21 protein-coding genes are annotated in these 24,388 nt (G+C 57.9%); 5 read left to right on the forward strand and 16 right to left on the reverse strand.

Annotation, left to right across the window (positions count from 1 at the left end; translation table 11 throughout):
- Positions 1-28: 28 nt before the first annotated feature.
- From eno to FBZ93_RS36905, 5 genes are all read right to left on the reverse strand, one after another.
- Positions 29-1,315 (reverse strand): phosphopyruvate hydratase, encoded by a 1,287-nt coding sequence (eno, locus tag FBZ93_RS36885; RefSeq protein ID WP_146992315.1) that lies wholly within the window; start codon positions 1,313-1,315, stop codon positions 29-31.
- Positions 1,312-2,340, reverse strand: coding sequence for a phosphotransferase family protein (locus FBZ93_RS36890; RefSeq protein WP_167529392.1), 1,029 nt, complete (start codon positions 2,338-2,340; stop codon positions 1,312-1,314). The genes eno and FBZ93_RS36890 overlap by 4 nt, the downstream gene beginning before the upstream one ends.
- A gap of 77 nt (positions 2,341-2,417) precedes the next feature.
- Positions 2,418-3,383: a C-terminal binding protein gene (locus tag FBZ93_RS36895; RefSeq protein ID WP_146992318.1), complete on the reverse strand. Its 966-nt coding sequence runs from the start codon at positions 3,381-3,383 to the stop codon at positions 2,418-2,420.
- A gap of 27 nt (positions 3,384-3,410) precedes the next feature.
- Positions 3,411-4,190, reverse strand: a complete 780-nt coding sequence (locus FBZ93_RS36900) for an HpcH/HpaI aldolase family protein (protein ID WP_146992319.1) — start codon at positions 4,188-4,190, stop codon at positions 3,411-3,413.
- Between the two features lie 31 nt (positions 4,191-4,221).
- Positions 4,222-5,583, reverse strand: coding sequence for an NtaA/DmoA family FMN-dependent monooxygenase (locus FBZ93_RS36905; RefSeq protein WP_146992321.1), 1,362 nt, complete (start codon positions 5,581-5,583; stop codon positions 4,222-4,224).
- A 134-nt stretch (positions 5,584-5,717) separates the two neighbouring features.
- On the opposite strand from FBZ93_RS36905, the gene FBZ93_RS36910 reads away from it, so the two are divergent.
- Entirely contained in the window at positions 5,718-6,536 is an 819-nt protein-coding gene (locus FBZ93_RS36910; RefSeq protein ID WP_146992323.1) for a helix-turn-helix domain-containing protein, read from the forward strand.
- 267 nt (positions 6,537-6,803) lie between these two features.
- On the opposite strand, the gene FBZ93_RS36915 is transcribed toward FBZ93_RS36910, so the two are convergent.
- Positions 6,804-7,664, reverse strand: a complete 861-nt coding sequence (locus FBZ93_RS36915; RefSeq protein ID WP_146992325.1) for an isocitrate lyase/PEP mutase family protein — start codon at positions 7,662-7,664, stop codon at positions 6,804-6,806.
- A gap of 244 nt (positions 7,665-7,908) precedes the next feature.
- Here FBZ93_RS36915 and FBZ93_RS36920 point away from each other — a divergent pair, with 244 nt between their 5' ends.
- The gene (locus tag FBZ93_RS36920) at positions 7,909-8,742 is read left to right on the forward strand and encodes an amidohydrolase family protein (protein WP_167529393.1); all 834 of its coding nucleotides are present in this window, start codon (positions 7,909-7,911) and stop codon (positions 8,740-8,742) included.
- 107 nt (positions 8,743-8,849) lie between these two features.
- Here FBZ93_RS36920 and FBZ93_RS36925 read toward each other — a convergent pair whose 3' ends face one another.
- The 5 genes from FBZ93_RS36925 to FBZ93_RS36945 all read right to left on the reverse strand — a co-directional run bounded on the left by FBZ93_RS36925 (position 8,850) and on the right by FBZ93_RS36945 (position 14,557).
- Positions 8,850-10,907, reverse strand: a complete 2,058-nt coding sequence (locus FBZ93_RS36925; protein ID WP_246667796.1) for an acetoacetate--CoA ligase — start codon at positions 10,905-10,907, stop codon at positions 8,850-8,852.
- 415 nt (positions 10,908-11,322) lie between these two features.
- Positions 11,323-11,817 carry a flavin reductase family protein gene (locus tag FBZ93_RS36930; protein ID WP_146992331.1) on the reverse strand — a complete coding sequence of 165 codons (495 nt, stop codon included), beginning with the start codon at positions 11,815-11,817 and terminating at the stop codon, positions 11,323-11,325.
- 43 nt (positions 11,818-11,860) lie between these two features.
- On the reverse strand, positions 11,861-12,649 hold the full coding sequence (locus FBZ93_RS36935) for an ABC transporter permease (protein ID WP_146992333.1): 789 nt from the start codon (positions 12,647-12,649) through the stop codon (positions 11,861-11,863).
- Entirely contained in the window at positions 12,646-13,470 is an 825-nt protein-coding gene (locus tag FBZ93_RS36940; RefSeq protein ID WP_246667794.1) for an ABC transporter ATP-binding protein, read from the reverse strand. The genes FBZ93_RS36935 and FBZ93_RS36940 overlap by 4 nt, the downstream gene beginning before the upstream one ends.
- A 28-nt stretch (positions 13,471-13,498) precedes the next feature.
- On the reverse strand, positions 13,499-14,557 hold the full coding sequence (locus tag FBZ93_RS36945; protein ID WP_146992334.1) for an ABC transporter substrate-binding protein: 1,059 nt from the start codon (positions 14,555-14,557) through the stop codon (positions 13,499-13,501).
- 653 nt (positions 14,558-15,210) lie between these two features.
- Between FBZ93_RS36945 and FBZ93_RS36950 the strand changes: the two genes are divergently transcribed.
- From FBZ93_RS36950 to FBZ93_RS36960, 3 genes are all read left to right on the forward strand, one after another.
- Positions 15,211-17,328 (forward strand): hypothetical protein, encoded by a 2,118-nt coding sequence (locus tag FBZ93_RS36950; protein ID WP_146992336.1) that lies wholly within the window; start codon positions 15,211-15,213, stop codon positions 17,326-17,328.
- 1,109 nt (positions 17,329-18,437) lie between these two features.
- Positions 18,438-18,641, forward strand: coding sequence for an acyl-CoA dehydrogenase family protein (locus tag FBZ93_RS42030; protein WP_146992403.1), 204 nt, complete (start codon positions 18,438-18,440; stop codon positions 18,639-18,641).
- 316 nt (positions 18,642-18,957) lie between these two features.
- Positions 18,958-19,818: an IclR family transcriptional regulator gene (locus tag FBZ93_RS36960; RefSeq protein ID WP_146992338.1), complete on the forward strand. Its 861-nt coding sequence runs from the start codon at positions 18,958-18,960 to the stop codon at positions 19,816-19,818.
- On the opposite strand, the gene FBZ93_RS36965 is transcribed toward FBZ93_RS36960, so the two are convergent.
- From FBZ93_RS36965 to FBZ93_RS36985, 5 genes are read right to left on the reverse strand one after another with little or no spacing between them, the layout of a single operon-like run.
- Positions 19,815-21,020, reverse strand: coding sequence for an ABC transporter substrate-binding protein (locus tag FBZ93_RS36965; RefSeq protein WP_167529395.1), 1,206 nt, complete (start codon positions 21,018-21,020; stop codon positions 19,815-19,817). The genes FBZ93_RS36960 and FBZ93_RS36965 overlap by 4 nt on opposite strands.
- Positions 21,007-21,753, reverse strand: coding sequence for an ABC transporter ATP-binding protein (locus FBZ93_RS36970; RefSeq protein WP_146992341.1), 747 nt, complete (start codon positions 21,751-21,753; stop codon positions 21,007-21,009). Before FBZ93_RS36970 ends, FBZ93_RS36965 begins: the two co-directional genes overlap by 14 nt.
- Positions 21,746-22,501, reverse strand: coding sequence for an ABC transporter ATP-binding protein (locus tag FBZ93_RS36975; RefSeq protein ID WP_146992343.1), 756 nt, complete (start codon positions 22,499-22,501; stop codon positions 21,746-21,748). Before FBZ93_RS36975 ends, FBZ93_RS36970 begins: the two co-directional genes overlap by 8 nt.
- Positions 22,498-23,505, reverse strand: a complete 1,008-nt coding sequence (locus tag FBZ93_RS36980; RefSeq protein WP_146992344.1) for a branched-chain amino acid ABC transporter permease — start codon at positions 23,503-23,505, stop codon at positions 22,498-22,500. The genes FBZ93_RS36975 and FBZ93_RS36980 overlap by 4 nt, the downstream gene beginning before the upstream one ends.
- Complete coding sequence (locus tag FBZ93_RS36985; protein ID WP_146992346.1) at positions 23,502-24,365, reverse strand: branched-chain amino acid ABC transporter permease; 864 nt, start codon at positions 24,363-24,365, stop codon at positions 23,502-23,504. Before FBZ93_RS36985 ends, FBZ93_RS36980 begins: the two co-directional genes overlap by 4 nt.
- Positions 24,366-24,388 lie beyond the last annotated feature (23 nt).

A 24,388-nucleotide genomic window follows, 5' to 3' on the forward strand; every position in this document is an offset into this window, starting at 1 on the left:
CAGTGACACTGAGCTGAACAGGATTGAATTATTTGGAGAATGCAAGCGCCGAGCGGCCCGCAAACGCCACCTTTGACCCGAGCGCCTCTTCGATCCGCAGACATTCATTCCATTTCGCCATCCGCTCGGACCGCGCAAATGAGCCTACCTTGATCTGACCGGCATCCAACCCGACAGCCAAGTGAGCCACCAGGGTGTCTTCCGTTTCGCCTGATCGCGCTGAAACAATCGTGCCGAGCCCGCCAGCCTTGGCCTTGGCCAAAGCCGCGAGCGTTTCGGATATCGTGCCAGCTTGGTTGGGCTTGATCAGGGCGGCCGTCAGCGAACGGCGTTCAACGGCGGCGTCAATTCGGTCCGCATTGGTAACCAGAAAATCATCTCCAATGATCTGGCACCGCGCTCCGACCAGTCGCGTTATTTCCGCAAATCCTGCGGCGTCGTCCTCCGCGACGGGATCCTCGATCGACACGATCGGATAGGCGTCGATCCAGCGGCAAAGTAGCGAGATCAATTCCGCAGCGTCCAGTTCACGCTGATCGAGCGCGAGCCGATACCGACCCGCAGTTGCGAATTGGTTCGCCGCGATGTCAAGTGAAATACCTACATTCGCACCGGGCTTGAGACCGGCCTGGTCGATCGCGCGCACCAGATATTCCAGCGCCTCTTCATTCGACAGAAAATTGGGCCAATAACCACCTTCGTCCGCGACGCCTTGGAGCTTACCTGCAGTTTTCATCGCTGCACCGGCTGCGCGATAGACTTCGGAGGTCCAATCGAGTGCTTCTGCAAACGAGCCTGCACCGAGTGGCATGATCATGAAGTCTTGGACATCAACGCGTCGGGACGCGTGTGCTCCTCCGCCGAATATCTGGATCTCAGGAAGCGGCAAGCGGACGTCCCGACCGGAACTCAGATGTTCCCATACGGCCTGTCCATTTGCGGATGCTCGAGCACTGAGTACAGCCATCGACACGGCGATGGTGGCGTTGCCTCCCAAGCGCGACTTGTTCGCTGTACCATCAAGAGTGATCAACGACTCATCGATCGCGGCTTGGTCGTTCGCATCACGATTGACCAGCACTGCGGCGATCAGTTCATTCACGGCGCCAACGGCCTTGCGCACATCGTGCCCACCGTGACGAGTGCCGCCGTCGCGCAGGTCGACGGCCTCACCGGATCCGGTCGATGCTCCGGCCGGAGCGATCCCACGACCGACGGCTCCGCACTGTAGCGCGACTTCAGCTTCGACAGTCGGCCGTCCCCGAGAATCCCATACCCGTCGACCACGAACTGAGATTATTTTGGTGCCAGTCAATGCTGCAACTCCTCCTGCCAAGCCATTCCTATCGTGGACAATCGTGCTGAGGGCTCGACGATGAACCGCTTCGCAAAACGCCTTACGCGGATTTTGTCATCCTCATTCGAAAGGTACTCAACAGGTGACTTTCCGTCGACCCTTGCGAGCAGCAGCGCCGGTAGCAGCCGTGAAACCCGTGCTTCGAGGCTTTCCTTAGGCTCCCAACCCACATTGTCGAAATAGTGCCGTGCGAGACAATCAAAGCAGGCGAGCAAACTTTCGTGCCGCAAGGGCACGATTAGGCATTTCAGCAACAGATGATTGAGACAGAATGCCAAGTCGAAGGCCGGCTCTCCGTACCAAGCGCACTCTGCATCGAGGAACACCGGCCCTCGGTTGCCGACAAGGATGTTCTTTGGACTCACATCACCGTGCACCAGGGCCCGCTTGTTCTCCAGCACGCTTGCTGCGATCTCCAGCAGTGATTGAGACACATCCTGGTTGACCTGTGCGGTCGCTTCCAGGTACGGCTCGATTCGTAGCGCCTTGAACACCTGGTCGTCATTGACGCGGCCTGTGAGTTCGCTCAAACCGGCTGTTGAGGCGTGAATCAATGCCAGCATTGACCCAACCTTGGATGCGAAGTCCGGCGAAACCCGTCCTGCCCAGAGCTCGTCTTTCCAGTTGGGATACTCAACTGGATGAAAATAGTTCATCGCCACGATCCCCGCTCGGGAGTCGCTTGCTATGACGGTTGGTGCGGCCCCCGGGACGATCCGTCCGGCCTCGATAAACCACTCGACCTCACTCCTGCTCCGTGAAGTCGGAGCTCGCCAGTCCTGGGCGACCCGCAACTTCTCCCGCGCGCGCTTGACGACGAAGATGCGGCCGTCGGTGGTGATCTTCCAGATATCGGAGGACACCCCTCCGGCTAGAGGGATGAACGTGGTCTGCTGAACGTTTTGTAGCAGCCGGTTGGCAACCAGAAAGTCCAGGATCGATTGTGCCGGATAGGCCGGCTCACGGTCGGCATCGACTACCATTGCCTGCCTCCTTGACGAACAATCGTCGTCACGTCGAATAGCCATGTCAGAGCCTTGAACCGACGCATTGTCACCACTCAAGGCTTGTCCGCGTTCGGCCGATTGCACGCGTGAAGGGGTTTTTCTCCGCGCAGGACACGAACCACTTCCTCGCATGCACGCGTGCGCAGCTCGATCAGCGAGACATCCGAGGAAAAGGCGACGTGCGGCGTCATGGTGACGTTGGGTAGCTCTCGGAGTTCAAGCGGGACCGCAGGTTCGTCTTCGAGGACGTCGAGCCCAGCGCCGCCAATCTGACCTGCCTGAAGTGCGGCAACCAACGCAGCGCTGCTCACGATTGCGCCCCGACTGACATTGATGAGCATGCTGTCGGGCCGCATCGACGCCAGCGTATCCGCGTTGAACAGATGGCGGGTGACTGCATTCAGCGGAGCGTGAACGATGATGGCATCACTCAGCCGAACTAGTTCCGCTAAGCTGCACGATTCGACCGGCGGCTCGATATTGGCCGACGGGTCATACGCCAGCAGACGAACTCCCCATCCCTCGAGCTTGGATGCGGTACGTCGCCCAATACGACCAAAGCCCAAAATTCCAACCGTTAGCGCGGAAAGGCGGCGAAGCCGCGCTTTACCCGGATCCCAGTGGCCCGCACGAACATCGGTGGCGAGGCCCACGATGCCCCTGGTCCATGCCAGCAGCATTCCGATGGCGTGATCGGAGACCTCCTCGACACAGTAGTCCGGTACATTGGTAACCCAGACGCCGGTCTGCGTCGCTGCAGCGACGTCGATATTGTCCAAGCCGACGCCGAGCCGTGCGACAATCTCGAGCCGAGGCGAGCTTTGGATCGCGGCAGAGGAAACCCGAGACCAGCACGTCAATACTGCGGACGGCTCAAGGTCGCGGACCAGACGTTCGACGTCCTCAGCCTTGGCCGGCGTGTCGGCGCCGGCGACAAGCCGATGCCCCGCCGCGGTCAGGATGGCCTCTTCAAGCTCAGTATCGGGCCACGCCCGATCCGTCATCAATACGGTCTTCATGTTTGCAATGTTCGAGAGCGGTTGAAGTTAGGCTTTGAGTCCCGAAAGCATGCTCTTGGCGGCACTTCTCAAGAAGCCTTGGTCGGTGCCGAGCGCGAGCATGGTTACGCCGATTGATCGCAGCCATTGTGCATCGTTGCCGTCACGCGCGAGGGCGCCGACGGGCTTCGATTGCCGGATTGCGGCTTGGGCGATAGTCTCGACAGCCTTGCGGACCGATATGGCGTCCGGAGACCTCTCGCCCAAAGCCAGCGTGAGGTCACCTTGGCCAATGAACAAAGCGTCGACGCCATTGACGGCGGCGACGGCCTCGGCATTGTTAACACCTTCGATGCCCTCGATCAGCGCAATGATTGCGGTGAGCCGATCAGAATCGTCGATATGGTCTTGTATTGACGCGCCCCCATATCTGGCTGCGCGGGGTGAGTTGGATATTCCACGATGCCCTCCTCTGTAGCGGCATGCCGCCACCAAGGCACTGGCCTGCTGTGGCGTGGCCACGTGAGGCAGGAGAAGCCCTCTGGCACCGCAATCAAGCGCTGTGAGGAGATGCTCGGACGAGTTCGATGCCGGCCGGACTACGCTTGCCAGACGCCAAGCTCTGGCGGCCAGGATCATGTGGTCAATTGTCGTGCGGTCAATTGGGGCATGCTCGGCATCGACGATGACGAAATCGAAGCCGAGGTCCCCCAGAATTTCGGTCGCATGGACGGTCGGCGTCTTCACGAGCGCCCCCGTCAGCAAGTCGTGCCCAAGCAGACGCTCGCGAAACTGGCTGTCGCGAGAGGAAGCGCCACTGTTGCTCATGTCATCTCGCTGGTTGGAGGCGGAGGCGGCGCTATTGCGCCAGATTCTCGCGCAACGTCCGCCCTTCGTAGCAGGTACGGACCCGCCCTCGCCGCTGCAACTCAGGTATCAGGAGACCCGTCAAGCCTTGCAGCAGCGCGCGATCGGCCGACTGAGATTGAAACAGCATGAAGCCGCCGCGCTCTCCGGTCGCAACGAACGCCTCTTCAAGATAGTCAGCAATCTGGCTCGCGGTCCCGGGACGGGTATCGGCATAGCCGGTCGCCAGGTGCAAGCCCTGCTCCAGGAACTCGGACCGTGAGATTTCCTTGTCCTCGCCATACTGCTGAGCGAGCTTATGAATGTAACCGACGGGAGACGCATTGGCCGCCTTGATGCGCTCATTCAGCTCCCTCAGCGTGAAGTGCTGCGGGAGCTTTGACATATCGAGGCCAGTATTGTGCGACAGGAACACGCCGACAGCCTCCATCGGGACATCAGCGATCAGCCGCTCTTTCAGGCGAATTGCCTCCGCTTCGGTTTCGGCCACCAGGGGCCTCGCCCCCCAGAACACGCCGATCTTGGCCGGATCCCGCCCGGCGCCCTTCAGTGCGGAATCGAGCTTGGATCGCGCTTGGACCATTTGCGGAACACTGCCGCTGAAGGCGAAGACATGATCGACAAATCTCGCGGCAGACTGCAGTCCGCGAGCCGATCCACCGGCCTGGATCAGCACAGGGGTGATCTGGGGCGAGGCCATCACGCTTAGCGGCCCCTTTACCTTGAAGAACTTTCCAGCATGGTTGATCGGATGGACCTTGGTCGTATCCGCGACAATGCCGGTCTTCTTGTCCCAGAGAAAAGCGTCAGGCGCGACGCTACCCCAAAGCGCACGGCAGACGTCCATGAACTCGTCCATGCGATCATAGCGCAGATCGTGCTCCATGAGCTCGTCGAAGCCATAGTTTTCGGCATCGGATTTTCGCTGGGAAGTAACGACATTGAAAGCGATACGCCCATTCGTGACGTGATCGAGCGAGTTGAGCAGCCGCGCCACGTAGAACGGGTGCATGAATGTGGACGAGTAGGTCAGCCCAAACCCAATGTGGCTGGTCACAGCGGCCATCCGCGCAATCCAGGGGCTCATGTCCATGCGAGGCCAAGCAACCCCGGTCCGGACTGCCGCATCGATCGAGCCTTCCCAGGTATTTGGGATCCCGGTGCTGTCGCCACAAAAGAGCAGATCGAAGCAGCCCCGCTCTGCGGTTCTGGCGATATCTTCGAACAGTCCAATATCGGGGTAGCTGCGGTTGACCCAGGACGTCGCGCTGCGCCAGTCGGTATCGACTGCCTGCCACGAAATATCTAGCGCAAGGTGCATTCTTGGTTTGTTGGCAACTTGCGGTGCGCTCATGGCTGTCCTCGGTACTGGCTGCGAGCGCCGTCGGCGCTCCTGTATGCAGTGCTACCGCAAAAGCAGCCACGAGGTGCGCCAATGGACATGCATTCCACCTTGTGGTATGACGACAAAATAATGACGAGTTACATATGAGGAAGCGCTCGCTAGCCCACCCCCCGGTGGAGGCAGTTCGGCGCGCATTTACGCTACTTGAATTGCTGAACTGCCGCAGGATCAGCAGTGTAAATGACCTGCACAAGGATACCGGGTTGGCGAAATCGACCATCGTCAGGCTGTTGGATTCGCTGGTCACGCTTGGCTACGTGACGAACGATCCCAGGCAGGGTGGCTATCTTCTTTCCTCCGGAGTCAAATCCCTGAGCTCTGGGTTTTGCCACGACTCGCTTTTTGTCGAGGCGGTAAAGCCGCTTGCCCAAGATCTCACGAAGCGACTGAAGATTCCAATTGCCGTTTGCGTTTTCGATCGCGATGCGATGGTCGTGCGCTATGAAACAGATAGAGACAGTCAGATGTCGCCGTTTCACCCAGGCATGTATCAGCGCCTGAGACGGCTGCGTATGCTTACCAGGGCCGTCGGCCGAGCGTACATATCGTTCTGTCCCGACTCAGAGCGCAACGAGATTTTGGACGTTCTGAGGGTCTCTGATGAGCCTGAAGATCAGATTGTGCACAGAGCCGATGAAGTTGAGGAGATAATTGCAAAGGTAAGACGGAATGGATTTGCGGAGAGATCCCGCGACGTGGAGCCGAAATCGTCATGCTCGGTAAGCGTACCTGTTTTTCAGGGCGCCGAAGTGCTGGGCGCTATTGGACTCAGCTACTTCACATCCGCGATGCCACGCTCCAAAGCTCTTGAGCTTTACCTGGGTCCCCTGCTGAAGCTGGGAAAAGATGTGGAAGATCGCATCGAGGCCATCAGGCAAGCGCCAGCTAAAGCCTCCCTTTGAATGTGGGACTAGGTGAATGGCGGCCTCTCAGTGGCTTCGTCAACGAAGGCAACCGCGACGCAATTCAGCGGCGCCCCGACGGCTGATGCCCTCATCGTGAGGGCTGGTGATGGAGGCCAGCCCCATCATGGCTAGACCTCTGTCGCCGGACCTTCGCCTTCGCGCTATTCGGGCCGTGGAAGATGGTGAAGCACGATTTTTCCCAGAAGGAAATCCCTCGCGATTCCGCCAGATCAGAAAGCGCTCTAGAACGCGCGAGGATGCGAGTTAATCGTTCCCTTTCTGAAGAGCCCAGCGGGCGTCCTGCTTTAGGAATACCTCACGCCGCGTTGCAATCGACATTTCGATCTGGTCAGCCATTCGGCCGGTTGTCCCGTTCTTGATATTTCTAAGCGCGTCACGGACGTAGTGCACTGTCGTCGCCAGAACGGCGTATGGATGAAGAATCAGCTTTACTCCTGCTTCCGCCAACTGTGCATCACTGAGCGGAGCTTGCGAATGGACTGCAACGGCGGGTATTGATCCGCAGGCCTTCACGAACTCCCGAACTTCAGTCTCGCTCTTGGGCGAGTCAAGAAACAAGAGATCGGCACCTTCTTCTGCAAAAACGCTTATCCGAGCCATTGCCTTCTCAAAGCCCAATGAACTGCGAGCATCGGTCCGCGCCAACAGGAGGACTCCCTGCTCTCGACAAGCTTCGACGGCAGCCCGGCACCTTGTGCGCGCAGCCGCAAGGTCCACAACGCACTTGGCTCCGCCGGTGCCGTGTGGACGAGGCCACACCTTGTCTTCAATCAGGACCGCTGCGACTCCGGCATTCGCGAAATTGCGAATAGTCCGTTGAACAGCCAGTTCGTTGCCGTATCCCGTATCGGCATCGGCAAGCCAAAGAACCTCAGGCGCAGCCATCAAGATCCGTCGAACCGAGTCCAGCATTTCAACGAACGTCAGGATATCCATATCTGGAAGTGCCAACTGCGCTGCTGCGACGCTGGCTCCCGAAATGAAACCGGTTCCAAATCCGGCCTCACCGATCAGGTGAGCGGACAGTGCATCGCCACAACCGGGCATAATGCAGGGTTCAACGCTCTCGAGAAGGGTCTTGAGTGCAAGCGCCCGTTTTCGCATATGATATGCCTCCCTCGCATGCTCACCGCCATCCAGCCCCTCGCGCACCAGACCGCACTACCCACTGTAGTCGTTGGGATCTGGTCATTTGTGACGGTGGCGACCCATGTTCGCCCCTTTCGGCTTCAATTGGGTTCCTTTTATTGAAGATGCCACCTGCCGGAACGCTCGAGTCGTCCGATTGACGAAGGCGAGTTGGTACCGGATCCTAGTTCGAGGGATTCACCAAAAGTCGACACAAGCGATGATCATCGATGCCCAGGTCCATGCGTACGAGCGCAACAAACCGGAGCGACCATGGGCTGCCACAATTGCCGGCCCTGAAGAGGTGACAGCCGAGGACATGGTTAGAGCCATGACTGAAGTTGGCGTGAATGGCGCCATTTTGGTCTCCCCGTTCTCCCTCTACCGATATGATGCAAGCTACGCGCTGGAAGCGCACGCCAGGCACCCTACTCGTTTTGGTCTCGTGCGCCCGTTTGATCCTCTTAATCCCGCCATTACTGAGCAGATCGCCGATTGGAGGTCGACGAAAGGCGCGATAGGTGCACGGCTAATGTTGGATCCAAAGGTCGCCGTTGATAACCCAGGCATCGGCCAAATGCTTGCGGCCTCGGCGAACCACGCATTGCCGGTAAATGTATTCTGTTGGGGTCAACTCGACCGGCTCGATACAATAGCCGCGCGCAATCCGAATACCATCATTGTGATTGATCATATTGGCCTCCCCCAGCCCATTGCGCCGCCAGCTCCACCAGACCCGTGGGCCGAACTGCCCAAGGTTTTGCACCTTGCCCGTCATCCCAACGTAATGATCAAAATCTCCGGCGCTTGCACACTTTCCCATCAGAGCTATCCCTACGACGATATCTGGGCACCGCTTAAACGGATCTTCGACGCGTATGGACTCGATCGTTGCCTGTGGGGAACCGACTGGACCCGGGCCACGGCATTGTTGAGCTATGGTCAGGGTGTCGACGCGTTCCGCCGATCCACGCGGCTATCCGAAAGCGACCTTGCCAAATTGATGGGAGACACTCTAAGCCGGGTCTATAACTGGGCTCCCCGAGAGCCGTGAATTTGCTCCGCCTTGAGAGCGCAAGAGTGACCCTCTCTTAGCCACCCCTAAGCCACTATGGCGGAAGGCAACAACAGCCAATCCGCGTCATTGGCACCGTGACAGCTCTATGCGTTCGTCCTATCGCGGTTCAAGTACTTCTCGGCGAAGCCGCGGTACCACTCGAGACATCCTGGATTCGCCATCGCATCCTTGTTGATCACGTTCTCAAGCGGCTGCCCAAGCAACAGCTTCTTGATCGGCAACTCCTGCTTCTTGCCAGAAAGGGTACGCGGAATCTCCGCCACCTGATAGATAGCATTCGGCACGAAACGCGGCGACAAGGCGATCCTTATCGCATCATTGATTTTTCCCTTGAGTTTCTCATCAAGTACGACGTCTGTACCCAAGGCGACAAAGAGCGGCATGAAGCTCTCTCGTCCAAGGTACTCGATATCGACGACTAACGAATCTACGACCTCGGGAAGCGCTTCGACCGCACGATAGAGTTCACTCGTACCCATCCGCAGACCGTGTCGATTGATCGTTGCATCGCTGCGGCCATAGATAATGCAGGTCCCACGGCCGGTTATCTTCAGCCAGTCACCGTGGCGCCAAGCGGGTCCACGTCCTGTCCCATCATAATTGTCTGGATATGTGTCGAAGTAACTTGCGATGAGCCGCTTGCCGTCCGTATCCCCCCAAAGGAAAAGCGGCATTGAGGGTATCGGTTCGGTGCAAACGAGTTCGCCTACCGCATCAATGACGGGTTTGCCGTGCTCGTCGAACGTTTGCACCGCACACCCGAGCAGCCGGCACTGCATCTCTCCAGGAATTGTGGGCAACTCTCGGTTTCCGCCGATGAAGGCACCCGCGAAGTCGGTCCCCCCGGAAATGTTACACCACCAAATATCCGCTTGTTCCTGGTTGCCGTTCGAAAGCGCTAAAGCCGCAAACTGCCTGCTACCCCAACTCTGCACCTCTTCGCTAAGTGGAGATCCCGTCGTACCAAGTGCCCGAATGCTAGAGAGATCGCCACACTTTGAAAATTCAACGCCAGCCTTCATGCAATTGGCGAAGAACGCAGCGCCTACTCCGAAGAATGACACCTTCAGGTCCGCGGCGAAGCGCCATAATGTCGTCCAGTCTGGGTTCGCTTTCGTCCCACCAGGATTGCCGTCATAGATACAAAGCGTCGTACCATTGAGCAGGCCGCCAATTTGGGCGTTCCACATCACCCAGCCCGTCGAGCTGTACCAGTGGAAGCGTTCGCCAAACGAGCTTTGCTTATAGCTGCAACCGATGTCGCAATGAATGGCTAGGGTTGTGAGCGCCACGATGACGGTGCCGCCATGGCCATGAACGATCGGCTTCGGCAACCCCGTAGTGCCACTGGAGTACACGATCCAGAGCGGGTGATCGAACGGCAACCACTGCGGCTCGAAGGATGCCGTTGCGTTATCATCCCGCGACACCACGCGGTCAAACCGCACACAGTCGGCGACGCTCGATGCGGTGCCAATATTCTCATGGACAATGACGTGGCGGACCGAAGGAAGTGCGGCTCGAATCTGCGCTAAAACCTCGGTTCGATCGTAAACCACACCTGAATAAGTTACGCCGTCACATGCAATCAAAACTTTGGGTTCGATTTGCTTGAACCGATCGAGGACCGCCTGCGTTCCCATGTCTGGGGCACAGATACTCCAAACTGCCCCAATGCTGGCAGTCGCCAGAAATGCGACTATCGCCTCTGGAATGTTGGGAAGATAGCCGACCACGCGATCGCCGGGCTGCACACCTTGCGATCTCAGGTGGAGTGCGAGACTTGCGACCTGCCGCCTGAGATCAGGCCAAGCGACCTCGCGATGATCGCCCTTTTCGTTCCGAGACACAATCGCCGGCAAGCCGGCCGCAGACGCCCTATCAACGTGACGGAAGACTTGTTCGACATAGTTGACGGTAGCCCCCGGAAACCACTTCGCTCCGGGCATGCGCCGTTCCGCAAGAACGCACGTGTGCGGCGTCGGAGATCGAAGGGCGAAATAGTCCCATATGCTTTGCCAGAATTCTTCGAGATTTGCTGTCGACCACCTCCAAAGATCATCGTAACTGTCGAATGAAAGCTGTCGGGTTGCCGCGAGCCAAAGTCTATAGCGCACAATTTCAGGCTCACGCCGAACTATTGTGAATCCGCCTACATCTGGCTCGCTGCCGGGCAACACTTGACCTAGTGACATGGGAACACCTTACTCTTGGGGATCGCTGTGGGGCGGGAGCAACTGGCCCCAGACGAGCGAGCTGGCGTAACACCATGAGGCCACTATCTCTCCCAGAACAACAACCATCGGGGCAGCGGTCGGATGTTCAGGGCGCATCTCCTCGTCGACGCGCGCGCGACAAAACCCCGGCTCGTCGCCGCTATTCTCAGCGGGATTGACCAACGCGCGCTGCTGTCGTCCACGAAACTGCAGCACGTTTCGCACCTCCGAGCTACTCATGCGGCATCACCACCGTATCCTGAGTCGATCCGCATATTGATTGCTTACCTCGTGTCACTCGCCTTTTGATGTACCAAGGCCTGTGTTTGTTAGGTGTCTTTCACTGACCTAAAAACTTGCCGCCGAAGCTAACAAGCGGAGCGCGCTGACTATCGGACGCAAAGCAGAGGATTCGCCCAACAGCGATGATGGTGTTGGCTCGGTCTATTGTATCTTCCAGTTTGCAATCAATGACGCCAACGGCACCCTCAAGGGTTGGAGCTCCCGACATCATCGTGGTCCACTCGGCAAGCAAGAAGCGATCGGTGCCCTGTCGCGTGCCTCGCCCCCCAAATTCAGCGGCCAGATCCTCGCTGCCAACCGCCAGAAAATTGATCGCAAAGTGCTTGCTGTGCAGAACAGCGGCAAGCGCCGACGTCGATCGCCCAATCGAAACTGTCATAAGCGGCGGCTCTGACGACAGATGAGCGGTCGACAATGCAAGAAAGCCGGCTGGGCCGTCAGGACCCTGAGCCGTGACGACGGCGGTACCGATTGCCCGCATACCGACGGCCTGCCAAAATGCGCGTTGGTTAGTTATCAGCTGATAGTCCATGGGACCCCACCTTCAGACGATCGTTCCGCTTACCCGTGAACGCTTACCAATCCACAAGCCTGCGCTTTGCAACGCGTACAACGCCGTTCAGCGTCACGCCCATGCAGGAGAGAAACACCAATGTCGAGAACACGCCGGCGACATCCATGGCGGCCTGACGTTGGATGACGAGGGCGCCAAGCCCGACCGATCCGCCGATATATTCTCCGACCAGCGCCCCCAGAACCGCGAAGACAATCCCCGTTTCCATCCCTGCGAAGAAGTATGGCAGCATGCTTGGGAGCCGCACCTTGAGGAAAATCTGAACAGGAGTCGCGCGCAAGGCCCGCATCAGCACGATGCGCTTTTCGTCAATGTCCTTGAGCCCGGATACGACGTTGACGAAGATCGGAAAAAACGCGAGCAGCGCCGCCGACACGACCTTTGCCGACAGTCCGAAGCCGAACCAAATGAGAAAAAGAGGCGCGATCGCGATTTTCGGAATCGTCTGAATAACCAGGACGTAGGGCAGGAGAATGACTTCCACTATGCGAATGCGCGCCACGGCCGTACCAAGCGCAACCGCCGCAATCGCCCCTGCGAAGAAGCCAAGCACGACTTCGAGTAGCGTTATCCCAACGTTCATCCAGACTTCGCCAGACTGAACATCTTGAGCGAGCCGAACCGCGATTGCGGAGGGAGCCGGAAAAATGTAGGGCGCGACGTGGAAGGCTGAAATGGCAATTTCAGCCACGGCAAGCAGAATCACAAAAGAGATCGCCGCGGTGAGACTTTGAGGAAACTTCATAGACCTAGCCGGGCGATCCGTCGCCGTTGCAGTAGCTTGGGTCATTCGTTGTGACCTCCATCAAGCCGCCGGCGAAGCTCACTGACATAGCTGCCGAACGCATCAGTATTCATCATTTCGATTGGCCTCGGACGCGGAATCTCAATGGAGACGACTGCGCTGACCGTGGACGGCCGGGAAGACATGACAAGCACGCGATCCGAAAGGAACACCGCCTCTGGGATGGAATGCGTGACGAACATGATCGTTGCGCCGGTTTCGATCCCGATTCGCTGCAAGTCAAGATTCAGTTTGTCGCGCGTCATCGCGTCCAAGGCACCGAACGGCTCGTCCATCAAGAGCAAGGATGGATTCATGACAAGTGCGCGCGCGATCGCAACTCGCTGGCGCATGCCACCGGATAGCTCGTGCGGATACTTGGCACTGAATCCAGCAAGCTTTACCAATTCGAGCATCGCCACCGCCCGACGCGAAAGTTCTGGCCCCGACATGCCTCGGAGCTCGCCCGGCAGCTCGACATTCTTCTGGACCGTCCTCCAAGGAAGAAGAACTGGATCTTGAAAGACGAAGCCGAAATCTTCGGGAGGGCCTACGATCTCGCCTCCCTTGAAGGACACCGACCCTCCGCTCGCCTTGAGCAATCCGGCCATAATCATGAGAAGAGTGCTCTTCCCGCATCCCGATGGGCCGAGGATCGATACAAACTCACCCTGCCGGATATCAAAGCTGGCGCGTTGAATAGCCGTGACCGACGACCCGTCACGGGATGTGTACGAGCAGGTGACGTCCTTTGCCTGCAGAATGGCTGCTTCGGGCTCTCCGCTCGGCGCCTGGGCGCTCTTTCGCATGATTGTAAGTTCCGCCATTGGGTCTCCTACGGTCGAACGGACGCAGTTAGCTCTTCGACCATCCGCGCGCGATCCGCTGCACGGCTCCGCGATCAAACTCGTTGATTGTCGAGAGGAATTGATCGGTGAGGATCTCGTTAGCCGTGACGCTCCCGCTCAGTACACCTTCCTCGCGGAGCGTCTGCAGATATTCGTCGACCGCCTTGGAGTCGAAGAGCCCGAACTTGCCAGATGCCGGGTTCAAATCAAAATACGGCAAAGCCACGTCAAGTTCCGCCATTGCCGCCTTCATCGCTTCCTCGTCTGATCCAGCTCCGCGAACGGCTGGATAGGCCTTCCAAAGCATGCGGACCGCGGCCTCTCGGTTCGCCGCGGTGAACACGTACGACTTCGCAATCGCACGCATAAAGCCGCTGACATCCTTCGGTCTATTTTGCATCAGCGAAGTCGACACGAAGAACCCACCGTTCCCTACGCGCGACAGTCGGGGATGCTCGAAGTACCGAAACTTCATGCCAAAGCGGGCCAACACCGCAAACGAATAGCTATTCGCCGCATAGGCCGCGACCTGGCCTGACTGAAGAGCGGCGAGCGCGCTGGCGCCCAGCCCGATCGGCACAAAATTCGAACTGTCGACTTGAATGCCGGAGCTCTTGAAGATGGACTTAGCGATTGGAATGGACGCGCTTGCGATCGTAATTGCGCCTAGCCGCTTTCCCTGGAGATCGGCCAGCGCCTTGACGGGGCTCTCTTCAGGTACGCCGATCGCATAGACCAGCTTGCTCCAACCCGAAAAGACATACTTGCCGCGGACACCGTTCAAATAACCCGCGGCTACAGGCTCGAAGCTGACCTCCGAGACGTCCGCATTGCCGTTGCCGACCATCTGTGTGGCGATCGGGCCACCTGCCGTGTATCGGAATTCGACACTTAATCCCTCATCCTTGAAGAATCCGGCCTCCTGCGCAACAGCGTAGAAGATGTTTCCGGTCGAGGGAGTGGGCGCGGCTATTGCGCAAACCACGGAAGACTCGGCGAACACAGGTGCCGCCCCGGCAATAAGCGCAGCAGCGACTAACAGGGCTTTGCCAGCTTTTTCAATCATAGGTCCCTCCCCTCTTCAGATTGCACTTGCACGTGCCTTTTTGGCTCGCTCGGGTTTAACCAAGGCAGCCAAATCCAGGCAACAACCCTAACAACAAATCCCATCAGGCGGAATGCGCGTTCACGCCCCTCTCGACGCCGTTTCGGCCATGTTAGGCTCAGAAGAAAATCCGAAATCTTGAGCTTGAGCTATCCAACGGGATTGGAGGGGGGAGAAGTGAAGAGACGCCTTGATCGAAAGTGCTACGCCAGTGCCTCGGGACACCGGGGCGGCGCATTTCCACGTACACGATCAAACGCAACTCCGGAACGTGACGCCGTGACCAGAGATTCGGTTACTGCGACGCCGTGGGCTCCATTCAACTCCAATCGCAGAGCCGTAAACGCGGTTAGCTTCAAGACCTGGCTTCATCAACTTGGGAGTCTGCTCCCTGCTTTCGCAACGCTCATTGCCTCTCGAGGCCATGAGACTTCAGTAACTCTGGAAATTGCATACCACCACGATTTGGATCGTAACCTCGCTAGCGCGGCTTTGTACCGAAACCGAATTCCTAAATAACGCGCATGATGATCGGGAGGGATCAGAGTGCGCAGACCAAGCGATCTTCAAATCGAGCTGGATCTGTTATCACGCTTTCTAAAGGGGGACTTGTAATGAACTTGACGAGGCGACTGTTCGGATCAATAGCCGGACTGATTTCTATGACGTGCTTGGCGGCAGCGGCCGATCAATCCGCCGACGTACGCAAAGAACCGACCAAAGCGCCGCTGGCAAAGAAGGCACCAGCGCCTGAGAAGCCATTCTTTTTCATCAACGACAATCGTATCACGGTGGCGAACTTTCCTTCGGTCGCGGTACCGAGTTTTTCCGCCAAGTCCAATCTCATAACCACCGCGTTCACCCACTTCGATGCCTGGGCCTACGGTACAAACACTTTTTCGTTGCTGAGGAATCAGTGGGATCATTCGGCTCCAATGACTCCATGCGTGGGACCTGCAATCGGCTTTCCTGTCGGTCAGTGCGCCGGAGCCACACAAAACATCGCCTCCCTTCGCAGTACGCTGGGTTGGAACGAACTGTTTGGCACGAATGCATTCTCCGCTGGTCCGTTGACCAACATCTCGTTCTTGGGCGGGGCAGATGTAATGGTCTCGAATGTGGGTGCTGCAGTCAGCCAAACAGCAGTCGTTGCCGGCTTGCAGTTTGGATTTGCCTTGCCCTACAAGGGCTATCTCAACATTAGCCCGCTCTATTTCCAGCGATGGCAGTACAACTCCATTTTTGGCGATCCGAGCGTTGTTGGCGCCGTCTTTGCTCCCAGGCCGCCGTACAGCTTCCTTCCAGACGGAATCGCAAAATTTGATCCGACTTGGGGCGTCGATCTGAATTACTACATGGACCTCGGCTTTTTGCCGCCGTCTCTTCAGTACTTCGCGATCAGCGGGCGAGCTGTCGTGCGCGGTGCGGACGGTACAGGCGGCTATAACCGCAACCCGGCCTACGATCATGTTGTCGGCTATGCGCTAGAACCGATCAGGTTGACATTGGATGCCGGCAAGCTGTTCTGGGGGCCACAGTATGCTCACCTCGTAGATGTGTGGGCAGCTTGGCGATACGACCGAAATATCACGGGATTCAATCCTTCTGTCGATCCGAACTGCGTCACGAACAAAGTGCCCAACGGAAGCTGCAATGACAGCGGCATTTACTACGGCATGACCATGAAGCTTGGTGCGGAGATTCCGGGCACGCCGTCTACTTCCGCCTTTGGGCTTCCGTTCGTGAAAAGCGTAGACAACATGTTGACCGTTGGCGTGCTGCCGAACGCAACCTCGCCCGGTGCGACGGACAAGACGATCAAGCAGGTTTATGCCTTCACGCATAACGATGTCTGGTCCTACGGAACGAATCAAGTGTACGCAGAGCTTTTGAAGTCCGATGGGCGGGACCCAGCTGCTCCGTGTTCGCAGGCCTACAACAAGCCCGTGTTCGGTCAGAACGGCCCTTGCATGGGTGAATATGAAATGAACGCAAAGCTGCGCAGCACGTTCGGCTTCAACGAAGTGTTCAACACCACCGCCTTCAGGGCGGGACCGTTGCGCAATGTTTCGCTGGAGCTTGGTGGTGATTTCCGCTCCACGCAACTCTATTCGTCACCTGACAGGAAGGCGATCGTGGCTGGTTTGCAGTTTGCGTTCGACCTTCCTTACAAGGGCTATTTGAACGTTGCACCGCTCTACTATCAAGAATGGAACCATTCCACCTTCGCTTACCCCAACAATGTTGGAAACTCGCCGTTCGGCCTCGTATTTGGTTCGCCGAGATATGTGGGCTTGCTACCTGCGGGCTTTACTGGGACGGTCGACGGCAATCTGCACTATCGACCGACCTGGGCCCTGGAAATTGACTACGGCGGAGAACTTGGATTCCTGCCGGAGAACCTTCGATACTTCTCATGGAGTGGGCACGCCGGGATCTACGGGGCGAAAGGCAATGGTGCGTATGGCGGATATACTCTTCCGTCGAGTTGGAACACCGCAACCGAATATAATCTCGAACCAATTCGGCTGACGTTCGACGTGAGCAAGGCCGTATGGGGACCGAAATATTCGCATTTCCTCGAAACTTTCGTCGCCTATCGATACTGGAAGAACAAGTACGGTTTCGATGGAAGCAATCCGGCCAGCCCCGTGTGCTCCTTTGCTAACGGTGCCAGCAATAACAGCTGCACAGAACAAACCGTCTATGCGGGCATTACATCCAAATTCTAGGAGAGCTGTTACCTCAACAAGAACCATAACGATTACCTGAGCGACTGCCGGTGTGGATGTCCCCACACCGGCTTTTTTCTTCCAAACCGGCAATTGCGCTTCGCTGCGATGCTTGCCGGTGACAGACCTGCCGATCGGCTCGCAACACCTGGGCGCACTCCATTTGCCGCGACGTTTGTGACGTTAACGCCGGTAAGTGCGGTTCGATGAACCGGTATTCGCAACGATCCGAGACGTCATCCCCTATCCGGTTGCGCGGGAGAGCGACAGGTTTGAGAGCGGCTCGTGAAGCTCACTCTCGAGCTTTGCCGAGCAGTCGCGGCATTGGCGAGCCGATCGCTTGGAGCTACGGGCTCGGCCTGAATAGTGGCGACCAAATGTACCTCCGACGCACGGAGCTGAAATGAAGGAGCACCGGCAGCGCCGGCGGCCCGCCCATGGCAATTGCTAATGCACGCGTTGGTTGGTCGGCGACCAAAATCTCGATTCCGTGCCGCGTTGAGCCTCAAGGACAGCCTGATCCGCAGTTTCGCCAGGCCTGAGTCCCACGATGGTCCCCATCGCCGACGGTGGCCATTTTCACCTAGACTGTCATTTGGGCCCTTGCAGATCCTTCGGGGCCCAAACTCCTTCGTCCGGTAACGTTCCACCTTGCGCGATTGCCGCATCCCGACGGCATCGCCCGCGTACTTCCCATTGGCTGTTCTCCGGGGACTGCATCGGCGGTCGGCTGACAGCGACTATAAGTCAATCGCACCAAGATGAGGGCGACCAACGGCACGCAGGCGGACTGGATTCTGCTTGCTGGTGAACGTATAACAGGACGACCCAAAATCATCGCAATACGGCGTGATCTGCGTCCCGATGGACAAGTGCGGCATGGCGACTGCCCCTCAGTTCAAGAAGGTCGGTATGCAGTCATCGGGAACGACGTAGATCTCCTTCGAGGATGTCCGACTGCCGCGGGTCAATCGTATCCCGGAAGACGGGAAAGAGCTTCGTCTACCAGACGTCGTGGTTCCAACTCGAGCGCCTCGGGGGCGCTGCCGTCCAACTGCGGGCGTCTGAACGGATCGGCGATCTCACGCGAGTAAGCCGCCAACCACTCCATCTTCGGGCAACACGTGCTCGATTTGCAGAATGTATCCTTCCGCTTGTGCGAGCTCGAAACTGAGGTCGAATCACTGCATTCGCTCGTCTATGGGGCCGCGGAACCCGTACAGGGCCGAGGGGCCGAAGAAGTGCCTACTGCAGCCTTCACGAAGGCGAAATCCGGTCAAGCAGCCTCTGTGACCGAACCGCCGATAGCCTGACTCCCTTGGGTTTGGAGAGCGACTTAACGACAAGCATAATGCCACGTAACGACCTCAACCAATGCATCGATCCTAGTCGACCTCACATGGTGGAGCGGTCTTGACCTCGACCAGTAGACTGCAGGCTCGGCGTCGAGCACGATCGATTGGGCCTCAAGCTCTTCTTGTTTCGGATGAGGCCAGCTCGACTAAAACAAGCGTATGACAATCCAGGCAAGCGGCTGGGTTTATTGCCCGTACTCAGCTAGCCTTGGCGGGACGGATTGCAGTTTCACAAGCAAGTCAATTCCCAGCAGCGGGGCCAACGGGAGCAAAGATGCCAAAGAAGGATACCCCTGGCAAACAGAAGCCGTTGGGCGTTCAATCGGCGACGGTCGGCCTTCGGGTGCTCAAGGTTCTGATCGAAAGTCGCAAACCTATGTATCTACGCGATATTGCCGCCGCCGCGGACATGGCGGCCAGCAATGTCTATCGCTACCTTGTGAGCTTTGCGGACGCAGGGATGACGTTGCAGGATTCCGCCACGGGACGCTACGATCTTGGACCGCTCGCAATCCAGCTCGGGTTGGCCGCGCTGCGGCGCGTCGACGCCATCGATGTCGCGTTACAAAGCCTCCCAAAACTGACCGAAGCTGCTCGAACGGACGCCCATCTATCTATCTGGGGTACGGCCGGACCAACGGTGCTACGTTGGCGCGGCGGACCGGATGATGTTGTTGTGAAAGTCAGCGAGGGCCTGGTATTGCCGCTGATCTCCTCAGCCACGGGGCGGGTCTGGTGTGCGTTTCAAAGCTCGGAGTTGCTGAAGCCACTCCTCGATCGCGAAATCGCTTCAGCAGCGTCGAAGGAGGGCATCGCAAAGGATGAAATACGGAACAGGCTATCCAAGCTCGTGGACGACATCGTTCATAGCGGGGTCTCGTTCTCGAGAGGCGAGCGACGGGCCGGAATAGATGCCCTCTCCGCCCCTGTTTTCGACAGGGACGGAAAGATCGTGTTAACGGTTACCCTCCTGGGAACGGAAGGAAGGATCGGGTCGGAGCCGGGGAGCGGACCACTGAAGGAATTGCGGGCAACGACCCAGGAGATTTCGAGAGGGATCGGAGCCGGGCAGGATCTCCTATCGCGATTTGATGCCGCTGCCGGGCCTACAAAGGCGCTCGGCTCGTCCACTTAGTTCACCGGCGGGCGAATCTCGCCGAAATCGTCGAACGCACGGTTGACGAGCCGACCGCCGTCATCAACGACTTTGCGAAGGTATACACGCTGAACAATTTCTCTCGTTTCCGGATCGATGCTGACCCGCCCACGCGGGCTTTCCCAGGAGAAGTCCCTTATCGAATCGATGGGATCCGCTCCGGCCCGCCTGTCACCTGCCGTATCGATCATCCGAAACACGAGTTGCATCCCGTCATAGGCTTGAACGTTAAACGGGGACGGCAGAAACTCTGAACCGTACTTGTTCTGCAGGCCAGTTACGAAACTCGCGTTCTTGGCGCTCTTCAAGTCCGGCCCGTAGACAAATGAGGTCTCGATTCCCACCGCGCCGGCACCGATCGCCTTGAGATTGGTTTCGTCGAGTTCTCCCGTACCGAACAGCTCGATACCTCTGCTGCGCAGTCCCTTGCCAAGGTAATCCCGCACGAAGTTAACTCCAAACGGTCCGACCTTGAAGAACATGAACACAGCATCGGGCGAGACGTCTTGGATGCGTTGAAGATAGCTGGATGGATCGGACGTTCCAAGCGGCACCTTGAGCGTGTCCAGCACGGCTCCTCCCGACTCGGTTAAGCCGGCTGAGAAAGAGGACGCGGCATCGTAGCCAGGCGCAAAATCGTGAATGATGATGACGACGCGCTTTTTCCCATCGACGCCCAGCCGTTTTCCGAGGGGATAAGAGATCGCCCATTGCGTAAAGCCGGCCCGAACGAAGTACGGAGACTTCTTGGTCACGCCGGACGTGCCGGAATTGAAGATAACGAAAGGGATCTTGGCCTGGTTGACGACGTCGGCAACGGCCAAGACTGCGGGAGTTGTATCCAAACCCGCCAGGTACTTGACATTCTCTCGCACGACCAGTTCCTGCGCGAGTTGGCGAACCCGCTGAAGCGAAGCGTCACCCGTATCGCGGAGCACAATCTCGATATCATTCTTACCGGTGGCTTTGCCGCGTTCTTCCAACGCCAAATCAACACCCTGCTTCATGCGCTCTCCGAACTCCGCTGCCGTCCCGGAAATCGGCAGAAGTAATCCTACTTTTACGCTCTCGGACGCGTTGCCATAGCTCGCGGACCAGCCCAGAAACCCTACGGATAGGATCGTCCAAAGCAACCAGCGCCGCCCGGCCGACTTCACATCACGTTGTTCATACCGCTGCATGTTTCGTCCCCTGCTTCGTTTCGGCTCCTGTTGCATCGAGACCAATGAGGGAAGCGAGGAGATCCGTTCGCAACGCAAGTGCTTGCGACGCGCCCTCCCACACGGCCGCGCCGTGGTCCAAAATCATTGCGCGCTCCGTGATCTCAAGAGCGAGGTCGGTCCTGTGCTCGACGAGAACGCTTGTTAATCCGCTCCTTTTGCGCACGGCCTGCAAGGCCTCGACGATAACGTCTACTATAACGGGGGCGAGACCCTCAAATGGCTCATCCAGGAGCAAGACGTGAGGATTGGTCACGAGCGCGCGACCAAGCGCGAGCATCTGCTGCTCTCCTCCCGAAAGCCTGTCGCCCAAATTCCTTCTCCTGCGCGCAAGCGGAGGGAACAGCTCGTAAATGTCGGTGGCACTCCACTGCCCGTGTCGCTGAGCGACCGCGAGGTTTTCATCAACCGTCAGTGACGGAAAGATTTCACGCTCTTGCGGAACAAGCGCCAGACCCGACCGAGCCCGACGAAAAGGCAGCATACGCTCCAACCGCAGGTCGCCCAGAGTTATCGAACCGCTATGCTGGGTGATTAAGCCGAGAATGGACAGAAGAAGTGTTGTCTTGCCTACGCCATTTCTACCCAACACGGCCATAGAGGATCCGGCCTCGATCCGCATCGATAGTCCGGTCAGAATAGGCACGTCACCATATCCGCTCGTCAGCGCTTCCACCGACAGTGGCTTAGACATGGCGTCGCCCTAGATATACGTCGCGAACTTCGCGGTCCGAGCGCACCTCGTCGACGGTTCCGGTCCGCAACAAGCGCCCCTGGACGAGAACGCTGATACTCTCAGCATACTCAAAGACGAGTTCCATATCATGCTCCACGATCAGGACCGCGATATGCTTGGGGAGCGCTCTAAGCACTCTAACAAGAACAGAGATCTCCTGGCGTGAAAGACCGGCCGCGGGCTCGTCCAGCAAGAGCACCTTCGGCTTCAGCGCGAGCGCGAGCGCGATCTCGACGAGGCGCCTCTTGCCATAAGCCAGGTGAGAGACTTTCACGGTCCCCAACTCAACGAGTCCCAATGTTGAAAGCAGCCTTTCGATCTCGACTGCAATCAAGCTGCGATGGTCGACCGTCAATCCGAAGCTGCGGTGCAGGCCTCGGGCTGCCAATGCAGCGAGCCTCACGTTGTCGATCACCGTGAGATCTGGGAACAACGAATTGATCTGGAACGTGCGTACCAGACCCTGGCGCACGCGCTGCTGAATAGAATGCCGGACGATATTTGTCCCCTCCAGAGAGACGGTGCCACTCGAAGGACGCAGCACGCCCGTGATCTGATGGATCAAAGACGTCTTTCCGGCGCCGTTCGGCCCGATCAAAGCTCTCCGATGGCCTACCGGCAGATGAAAACTCACCTCTTGAGTTACACGCAGCGCTCCAAAATTCTTGCAAAGGTCAACGACCTGGAGGGCTGGAGATTGGATCATCCCATCCTCCTTCCCAACGCCGTCAAAACTCCCGCGAGCCCTGTCGGGGCAAACCTGACTGCCAGGATCAAGAGAACACCAACAAACAGCAACCAGTTCTTAGGATCGACACTCGCAGCCTGATCGGAGATGACCACGAAGACAATCGCGCCGATTACGGCGCCGTACAATCTGCCTACCCCGCCGAGTATCAGCATCACCATCGCATTCCCCGAGACGACGAAGCTGAGACTATCGGTACCCACCACCCCCGAAATCTGGGCCGAAAGCGCGCCTGCCAAACCGGCCAGAGCCGCAGAGATCACATACACAGCAACCAGGCAGCGGTGGGTTCCGATGCCCAGCAGTGCGGCGCGCGTAACGTTACCCTTGATACCGCGCAAGCTCAGCCCGAAAGGCGATTCGACGATAAATCGACAGATCGCAAGCCCAACGATTAACACGGTTGCGGAATAGAAGTAGGCGGTCTTGCCAGCCAGGTCGAACTGGAAGAGCCCAAAGATTGGAGCAATCGAGTAACCCGACAGACCGTCCGCGCCCCCCGTGATCGAAGTGGCGGTGTTCGCAATCTCCTGTATGACAGAGGCGACCGCGAGAGTGAGCATTAAGAGGCTAAGACCGCCGGTGCGAAGTATGACTTCACCCGATAGGTAGCCGACAAGCGCGCCCGCAATCGCGCCGACCGCTAGACCAATGATCGGATCCGTTCCGACGTGCAGCGCATAGAGTCCGGCAGCGTAAGCTCCGATGCCGAAGAATGCGGCTTGGCCGAGCGTCTCAATTCCGGCGTACCCGACAATGAGGTCAAGCGACAGTACAAAGATGGCCGTCACCAAAGCGGTGCTGGCAAGGGCAAGATAATCCTGCCCAAAGGCGTAAAAGATCATCACCGCAGCGAGAACCGCAAACTCGACACGCCAAGCGCTTACCGTGCGCGTGATAAGGCTGTTGGCGACCGCGGACGCTGCGACGTCCAATGTCGCGCTTGGCTCTGGGCTGTTCATCTGTGTTGCCCCAGTAGGCCCCGGGGACGCATCAGGAGAATCCCTGCTGCGATCGCGTAGATAGCGGCACCTCCCATGGCTGGCAGCAAGTAGCGAGAATACGTGTCGAGTAAGCCGACCAAGATCGCCGCGAGAAGTGAACCTTCGAGACTTCCCAAGCCACCGACGGCTACGACCAACAATACAGGAACCAGATATATCAGCGCATATGTGGGCTCCAACGGATACATCGATGTACCCAACGCACCTCCGAGAGCGGCTAGTCCGCATCCCGCAACGAATGCCGAGCTAACGATTGCATCGACATTGCTACCGATACACTGTGCCATGCGCGGGTTGTCAATTGCAGCACGGAGGCGCGCTCCGTAGTTCGTGAACCGAATCACGAACCAAATGGCTCCCGCTACCAAAAGGCTAAGAGCCACGAGGAACAATCGATAAATAGGGATCGCGAATGCACCCAGGAAGTAGTTCCCACTCAAAACTTCCGGGATCGGCAGCGCCCTGATCGACGCTCCAAAAATGAGATTCACTGCGGCCACCATGACAAACGTCAGGCCGATAGTCAGCATGACCTGTTGGAGTTGGGATACTTCGCGGGCCCAGCGATAAACGGTTCGGTCCAACAGAAGCGCCAGCAACATCGTGCCCACCAGTGCGATCGGCGTGGCCTCCAGCAAGCCCAGCTTGAGATTCGTGACTGCGAAAAGCGCTATGTATCCACCGAGCATTGCGAAACCGCAATGCGCAAGGTTTGCAATCCTCATCAAGCCGAGCGTCAAGGTGAGGCCAGCGGATAGAAGAAAGAGGATGAGACCAAAGGACAGCCCATTGATCGTGAGGACCACAAACGACGCCACGGTTGGATCTCCGCTCGGGCACA

Source organism: Bradyrhizobium macuxiense, assembly GCF_007993935.1.
Taxonomy (GTDB): Bacteria; Pseudomonadota; Alphaproteobacteria; order Rhizobiales; family Xanthobacteraceae; genus Bradyrhizobium; species Bradyrhizobium macuxiense_A.